This window comes from Aurantimonas sp. C2-5-R2 (assembly GCF_036549495.1).
Taxonomy (GTDB): domain Bacteria; phylum Pseudomonadota; class Alphaproteobacteria; order Rhizobiales; family Rhizobiaceae; genus Aurantimonas; species Aurantimonas coralicida_A.
Window position 1 is genome coordinate 1 of the sequence record NZ_JAZHLJ010000129.1, and the last position, 6,483, is coordinate 6,483.

8 protein-coding genes, 2 pseudogenes and 1 riboswitch are annotated in these 6,483 nt (G+C 63.8%); of the genes and pseudogenes, 4 read left to right on the plus strand and 6 right to left on the minus strand.

All coding sequences use genetic code 11. The features are described 5' to 3' along the window. Both VQ044_RS23365 and VQ044_RS23370 read right to left on the minus strand, forming a co-directional pair. On the minus strand, positions 1-362 hold a 362-nt coding region (locus VQ044_RS23365), incomplete at its 3' end, for a c-type cytochrome (RefSeq protein WP_331827801.1). A gap of 281 nt (positions 363-643) precedes the next feature. Continuing rightward, a pseudogene (locus VQ044_RS23370) lies at positions 644-778 on the minus strand (IS5/IS1182 family transposase); the annotation flags it as partial. Between the two features lie 211 nt (positions 779-989). Here VQ044_RS23370 and VQ044_RS23375 point away from each other — a divergent pair. After that, positions 990-1,214 carry a hypothetical protein gene (locus tag VQ044_RS23375; protein ID WP_327650005.1) on the plus strand — a complete coding sequence of 75 codons (225 nt, stop codon included), beginning with the start codon at positions 990-992 and terminating at the stop codon, positions 1,212-1,214. A gap of 23 nt (positions 1,215-1,237) precedes the next feature. Here VQ044_RS23375 and VQ044_RS23380 read toward each other — a convergent pair whose 3' ends face one another. Continuing rightward, positions 1,238-1,531 (minus strand): hypothetical protein, encoded by a 294-nt coding sequence (locus tag VQ044_RS23380; protein WP_327650006.1) that lies wholly within the window; start codon positions 1,529-1,531, stop codon positions 1,238-1,240. 24 nt (positions 1,532-1,555) lie between these two features. Then, a riboswitch (TPP riboswitch) is annotated at positions 1,556-1,667 on the plus strand. On the opposite strand from VQ044_RS23380, the gene VQ044_RS23385 reads away from it, so the two are divergent. From VQ044_RS23385 to VQ044_RS23395, 3 genes are all read left to right on the plus strand, one after another. Next, on the plus strand, positions 1,659-2,267 hold the full coding sequence (locus VQ044_RS23385) for a YkoF family thiamine/hydroxymethylpyrimidine-binding protein (RefSeq protein ID WP_327650007.1): 609 nt from the start codon (positions 1,659-1,661) through the stop codon (positions 2,265-2,267). (Overlaps the previous riboswitch by 9 nt.) Positions 2,268-2,290: 23 nt before the next feature. Continuing rightward, positions 2,291-2,869: an ECF transporter S component gene (locus tag VQ044_RS23390; protein WP_327650008.1), complete on the plus strand. Its 579-nt coding sequence runs from the start codon at positions 2,291-2,293 to the stop codon at positions 2,867-2,869. After that, positions 2,844-5,288, plus strand: a complete 2,445-nt coding sequence (locus VQ044_RS23395; protein WP_331827802.1) for an ATP-binding cassette domain-containing protein — start codon at positions 2,844-2,846, stop codon at positions 5,286-5,288. The genes VQ044_RS23390 and VQ044_RS23395 overlap by 26 nt, the downstream gene beginning before the upstream one ends. A 163-nt stretch (positions 5,289-5,451) precedes the next feature. Here VQ044_RS23395 and VQ044_RS23400 read toward each other — a convergent pair whose 3' ends face one another. From VQ044_RS23400 to tnpA, 3 genes and pseudogenes are all read right to left on the minus strand, one after another. After that, positions 5,452-5,664 carry a hypothetical protein gene (locus tag VQ044_RS23400; RefSeq protein WP_442873865.1) on the minus strand — a complete coding sequence of 71 codons (213 nt, stop codon included), beginning with the start codon at positions 5,662-5,664 and terminating at the stop codon, positions 5,452-5,454. Positions 5,665-5,797: 133 nt separating this feature from the next. Continuing rightward, positions 5,798-5,977, minus strand: a pseudogene (gene tnpB, locus VQ044_RS23405) (IS66 family insertion sequence element accessory protein TnpB); the annotation flags it as partial. Further along, positions 5,974-6,348, minus strand: coding sequence for an IS66-like element accessory protein TnpA (tnpA, locus tag VQ044_RS23410; protein ID WP_327650011.1), 375 nt, complete (start codon positions 6,346-6,348; stop codon positions 5,974-5,976). The gene tnpA and the pseudogene tnpB, both read right to left, overlap by 4 nt. Between the last annotated feature and the right edge of the window lie 135 nt (positions 6,349-6,483).

Sequence of the window (6,483 nt, forward strand, 5' to 3'; positions counted from 1 at the left end):
ACGTTGGCGAGGTCTTCCGGCTTTTTCAGCCCGGGAAACGCCATCTTGGTACCTTTGACGACGGCGCGGGGGTCGGCGAGCCATTCCGTCAGCAGCGCTTCATTCCACACGGGCTTGTCAGCTGCCCATTCCTGGAAGGCGGGCGAAAAACTGTAACCCTCGACTGCCCCAGGCTTTTCACCGACCAAGCCGTTGAGTTCCGGGCCGATCTTGTTTTTGGCGCCTTCACCGACGGCGTGACACGCTCGGCATTTGTTGAAGACCTTCTTGCCGGCGTCCGCGTCGCCGACGGTCTGGGCCGTCGCTCCCGACGCCATGGTCAGCGTCAAGATCGTGCCAGCAGCCAAAATCAGATTACGCATAAGTCCTCCATGCAGTGCTGTTCTCTTCTTAGNCGGCGTCCGCGTCGCCGACGGTCTGGGCCGTCGCTCCCGACGCCATGGTCAGCGTCAAGATCGTGCCAGCGGCCAAAATCAGATTACGCATAAGTCCTCCATGCAGTGCTGTTCTCTTCTTAGCGGGAATATAAAGTCGCGCCGCACAATAGCAATCATTTGAAAGGGGCGCCTACGGTGCGTGCGGTTTCGGGGCTGGAGGTGATCACGCGCGGCTCAGTGTCTGAATCAAAACGACTGGTGCAATTTCAAGGTCTTGCGAGCCGTCGGGTGAGTGTGCGGATGTTTGCGATGAAGACCCAGGCCTGGGCGGAAGCGATGGCGCGTTCGAAGTCCTTTGCCAGTCTTCGGCATCGTCCCAGCCATGCGAAGGATCGCTCGACATGCGCTGATCGCGACCACCCCCCTGGGTGGGCGTCATCGGAGCTGACGGGCGGGGTGCGATGCGGTCAGATAGCCATCGATTACGACGACATCTGATGCGCAAGGCTCACATCAACATCGTGATTGGATGATGTGGATCAAATCGGGATTTTCAGCGCCGGGCTATCCTATTGCTCGTGATCACCGGCAAGCCTGGGGAGAATAGGAAAAGTGAGTATCCAGACGCGTATTGCTTTGCTGATTTACGGCATGGTCAACGCCGTTTTATTTGGGGTCGGCGCGATCACCGTGCTTTCGTTTCCCGCCCTGCAGGAACAATGGAAATATCTGATTCCGCTGGTCGTCGCTTTGAGCTTGGTACTCGCCGCACCGATCGCCTGGATTATCGCGCCGCGGCTTCGAGCGAGATATTGGCGGAACAACGACCGCCGGTAACGAAAGTGCCTCGGATGCTGTTTTCAGCCGGATACCGCTGTCGAGAGCAGGGCTTGGTGTTGCTCTCTTTCCTCACGCCCGAGCCCATGGCTGCGGAACACATCAATTAAAACGGAATCCACGATCGTCGAAATCCTTTCACCGGCAACCCCGTAAAGCGTCAAAAGCTGGGACAGTTGCACGGCTTTGCGGTTCGATGAAGGATTGCGGCGGTAGGGCCCCGCATTCGACAATTCGCGGATCGAACACCGAGTTATTTCTTCCCGGACAGCCTCGTTTCCGCAGAGGTGGCGCGCGCCGAGGCGGAAAGATTGCATCGAAGATATCGAAGCTGTAACAGTCACCCGTGACAGGGGTGCTCCGCGACGCTGGGGCTGAGAGGAAGGCGGCAGGCCTTCGAACCCTCAAGCTGATCTGGGTAATGCCAGCGGAGCGAGGCGAGCGATGTTTTCCGGCGCACAGATTTCCCTTTATCCGATGACGGACGGATTTGTCTCCGTCATTCTCGGCTCCTTGAGCGCGCTCGATCCCTATCGCGAGCGCTTCCGCATCGAGACGGACGACATTTCGACGCTGATCGTCGGCCCGCCCGAAGAGCTGTTCGCCGCCATGCGCGACCTCTTCGTCGCCGCCGCGAAGACCGGAACCCACACCGTCCTGTCCGCGACCGTCTCGCGCGGCTGCCCCGGCGAGCCGGACGATGGGCTCTGCACGCCGACCGCCGATCTCCAGCCGCACGGCGATCTGGAAGAGCGCGTCCGCGGCGCCGTCTCGGCCGTCGCCGCGGCCGCCCCGACAACCCAAGCCGTTTCGGCGCAGTTCTCCTACTATCCGCTCGGCGCCGCCTACCACATGGACGAGATCTACGCCTGTATCGATTTCCTGAAGACGTCCGGGGTCTTCGACCGCTCGAAGAACTTTTGCACCAAACTTTCGGGCGATGCCGGGCCGGTCTTCGCGGCGCTGTCAGAAGCGTTCCTGCGCTTCGCGCCGGCCGAGGCCCACGTCGCCCTCGACGTGACCGTCTCGGCCAACAGCCCTTCCAACGCCTGACCTTCAACCACAGGAGCTTTGCCATGCCATCCGCTTGGACCCTGCGCGAAACGCTGATCGTCGCCGTGCTCGGCGCCGTCTTCGCGGTGCTTTATCTCGGCTGGGTGCAGTTGTGGCTCATCGCACAGGCCGTGTTCGGCGCGATCTCCATGGATGTCTTCATGGGGTTTTGGTTCATCGCCTCGATAGTGGCGGCCGCAATCATCCGCAAGCCGGGCGTGGCCTTCGGCGCGGAAGTGCTGGCGGCCGCGGTGCAGGTCCTGCTCGGCAGCCCGGCCGGCCTGCTCCTGATCGTGACCGGGATGGTGCAGGGCGCCGGTGCCGAACTCGTCTTCGCGCTGACCCGCTGGCGCAACTATTCTCTGCCCGTCCTGATGGCGGCCGGCATCGGCGCGGCGGTGTTCAGCTTCGTCTACACTTGGATTCGCTTCGACTACGCGGCTCTCGCCCCCGGCCTCATCGTCGTCATGTTCGTCATTCGGTGCCTCTCCGGGGCGCTGCTCGGCGGGCTTCTCGGCTATTATGTCGTGGAGGCGCTCTACAGGACCGGCGTGCTGCACGGTCTGAAGATCGACGATGAACGGCGGGCAGCGCTTGCCTAACGAGGTATCGCTGCCGCCGGCGGCAGCGTGGCGGCGCACGGCGATCACCTTCCCCTACGCGCCGGCACCCGCCGTCGGACCGGTCGATTTCGCCGTCTCGCGTGGCGAGCGCGTTCTCCTTTTGGGGCCCTCGGGGTCCGGCAAGTCGTCGCTGCTTCTCGCTCTGACCGGGCTTATCCCAACGAGCGTGCCGGCCAGGATCGACGGCAAGACCGCGATCTTCGGCGAAAACACCGAGCGCCGCTTGCCGGCGGCCTGGTCGAAATGCGTAGCGCAGTACTTCCAGGACGCCGATCAAGTCTTATGCGGCATGAGCGTCAAGGACGAGATCGCTTTCGCGCTCGAAAATCAGGCCGTGCCACCGTCCCAGATCGAGCGACGCGTCTTGGCGCTGATGACCCGGCTCGGTTTGCCGTGGGAGTGGCGCGACCGACGCTCGCTGGCGATGTCGGGGGGCGAGCGCCAGCTCGTCGCGCTCGCCGCAATCCTCGCCCAGGACGCACCGATCCTCTTGGCCGACGAGCCGACGGCCCATCTGTCACGCGAGGCCGCGGATCGGTTGCGCGCCCTTCTCGCCGAGACCGGCCGCACCTGCCTCATCGTCGACCACCGGCTGGACGGGCTGATCGAGACGATCGACCGCGTCGTGGTCCTCGACCGGCGCGGCCATGTCATGGCCGCCGCAAGTCCACGTCAGCTCTTCCGCAACCATCATTCCGCCCTCGTCGCCGAGGGCGTCTGGCGGCCGGCGGCGAGCGATCTCGACGCTCATTTGATCGCCGAGGACGTCGTGCTGGCGAAACCGCCCTTGACCGTGACGGAAGCGCTCGCGCAACTGCCGCGCGATGGTCCGGGCGCGCCCGGACACGATCGGGCTCGCGCGGCCGTCTCCACCTTCGTTGCCGACCGTCTGCCGGACGGGAACCGCGTCAACCCGTCCGGGCCACCGGTCGCGAGCCTCGAGAATGCCGATTGCGCGCCCTTCCTCGGCCCCGTTGTCCTGAAGGACGTCGATCTGTCCGTCCGCGCCGGGGAAATCGTCGGGCTCCTGGGCAGAAACGGTGCCGGCAAGTCGACGCTCGGCGCCAGCCTTGCCGGACTTTTACGCCTCAAGCGCGGCCGCCGGCACGGCGCGCCCGGCGCGATCGCGCTGCAATCTCCCGAAGACCAATTCGCCACCGGCTCGGTCCGCGACGAGATCGCCGCGATGCTGCCGCGGCGCCTTGCCGGCGGCGAGCGGTCGGAGCGCGTCGCCGCGGCGCTTCGCGATTATGGATTGACCGCGCTGCAAACGCGCCATCCATTCACGCTGTCGGAAGGAGAAAAGCGCCGGCTGTCGCTGGCGGCGATCGACGCCGCCGACCGCTGGCGACTGATCGTCCTCGACGAGCCGACGGCGGGGCTGGACGCGACCGGCGCCGCGGAGCTTGCCCGGCGCATCGAGGCTCTGCGGAACAAAGGGCGGGCGCTTGTCGTCATCACCCATGATTTGGACTTCGCGCTGCGGGTCGCCGACCGCGCGGTCATTCTGGGCGGAGGCGGCGTGGTCGCGCGGGGGTACGGCGAAAGACCTTCTCCTCGACACACGGCTCTTGGCCGAACACGGCCTCGCGGAGCCGGCGGCGGCGCCGGCCCTGCGCTGGCTGGAAGACCGACCGTCATGTTGAGACGCCTCAATCCACTAACCATGCTCGGCGTCTGCCTCGTCTGGATCGTCGCGACGACGCTCGTCTTCGAGATCGGCTTCCAACTCTTCGCTATCGTGCTGTTTGCTGGGATGCTTCTCATCGTCAACCGGACCTCGCCGCTGCTGCTTATGGTCTTGATGGTCCCGTTTGCCCTGTTCGGCTTCGGCTTCTTCACCACCAATGTCCTCTTTCGACAGGACAACACCGAGGCGCTGGCCGTTTTCTCCCACGATCTCGCGGCATCGGACGCCATCCTGGCGGGCTTCGTCCTCTTCCTGCGGGCGATCGCGGGTGGCATGATTTCGGTCTTCTTCGCGTTGACGATCGATCCGGGCGGCTTCGTGCGCGCGTCGGCCGCCTATCTCGGGCTGCCGCCGAGGATTGCGTACGCGCTGTTTGCGGCGATGCAGATCGTGCCGGACCTTGCTTTGAAAGCGCGACAGGTCCGCCTCGCCAACGCCATGCGGAAGGGGCAAGAGCTCAAACGTCTCGCTTCGCCGGCTGAAATCGCCCATCTGATCATTCCGTTGATTGCCTACGCCATTCGCCGCGCCGGGCGCACCGCCATCGCCATGGAAGCGCGCGGCTTTTCGCCCGACCGGTCAAGAACGATGATCGACGTGCCGGGTTTTTCCGCCGGGGATGCCGTGTTTGCGCTCGCCCTCGCGGCAACGCTCGTCTTGGCGGTGGACATGTCCGCTGACGGAGCGCTCTCGGCAATATGGCTTTGAGCGGATGAAGACTTCCGTCATTTGTATCGAATCAACGTCATAGAATCGGCGGGATCGGCCAAATCCAAACGGATAGTCCGTATCGTCCGATTGAATCGCACCTGAACCCGCTCGCAGACACCCATCAGCGGCTATCACCGAGCTCAGCATGAATGAGCATGGCTTACGACCCGTAATAGAAGTAAATCGCCACGCAGGTCGCGAAGCCGACGATGAAGTTCATTGGCGCACCGATCTTGACGAAGTCCATAAAGCGGTAGTTGCCGGCGGCATAGACCAGCGTGTTGGTCTGGTAGCCGATCGGTGTGGCGAAGCATGCGGAGGCGCCGAACATCACCGCGACGACGGCAGCCCTGGGATCGAGCCCGAGCGCCAAGAAAAGGCTGATCGCGATGGGCGTTACGACGATCGCGGCAGCATTGTTGGTGATGATCTCGGTAATCCGCGGCAGCGCAGGACGACGATCATGGTGCGTGCGTCGCGCGGATTTTTCGATGCCGTGGTCTGGCGTCCCAGACCAGAATCTTCAATCTGTCCGATCGCTTCGCCCGAAAGACGAAGATATCGCCACAATAGGGATCTTCCAGAAGCGCTTGCGCAACCATCGCCGTCAGACCGTTGATCCCGCGCCGAAAGTCGATCAGCTTGGTCGCGATCAAGATCTTCCGGGCGCTGCCAAGCGGCATCATGATCGCGAGCGCACGGCTGCCACCACGGCGCTCGCCAAGCGAGGATCGATATCGCCGCCAATGACGATGCGTCCGCCGACAAACTCAAATTCGATCAACCCTCGTCGACCATCGCCGGTGACGGCGCCAGTCCCGGGATCGGGCGCGATCTCGAGCGGAACGAACATCGGCGGTTCGCCGGCCACTTTCGCGCTACAACCGCGAGGCCGCGTCAGGCCTGCCTGACGGCGCCAGGCCGTCAGAAGACCTCGGTTCATGCCGTTCCGACGCGCCACTTCGGATATGTTGGCGTTCGGGGCAGCGCTTTCGCACAAAATCCGAGCCTTCTCCTCGTCGGACCAATTACGGCGCCGCCGCAGGCCGGTGATCATCTCGATCCGGCGGTAACCTCTGACTTCATCCCTGGCCTGGAGCCCGTGTCAACGTCGGAGCAAAACCGGGCCAGTGGGGCGGAGTAAAAGCAGGCCACTGGCGTGAGGGGCACGACACAGGAAAGGGCCCGATCG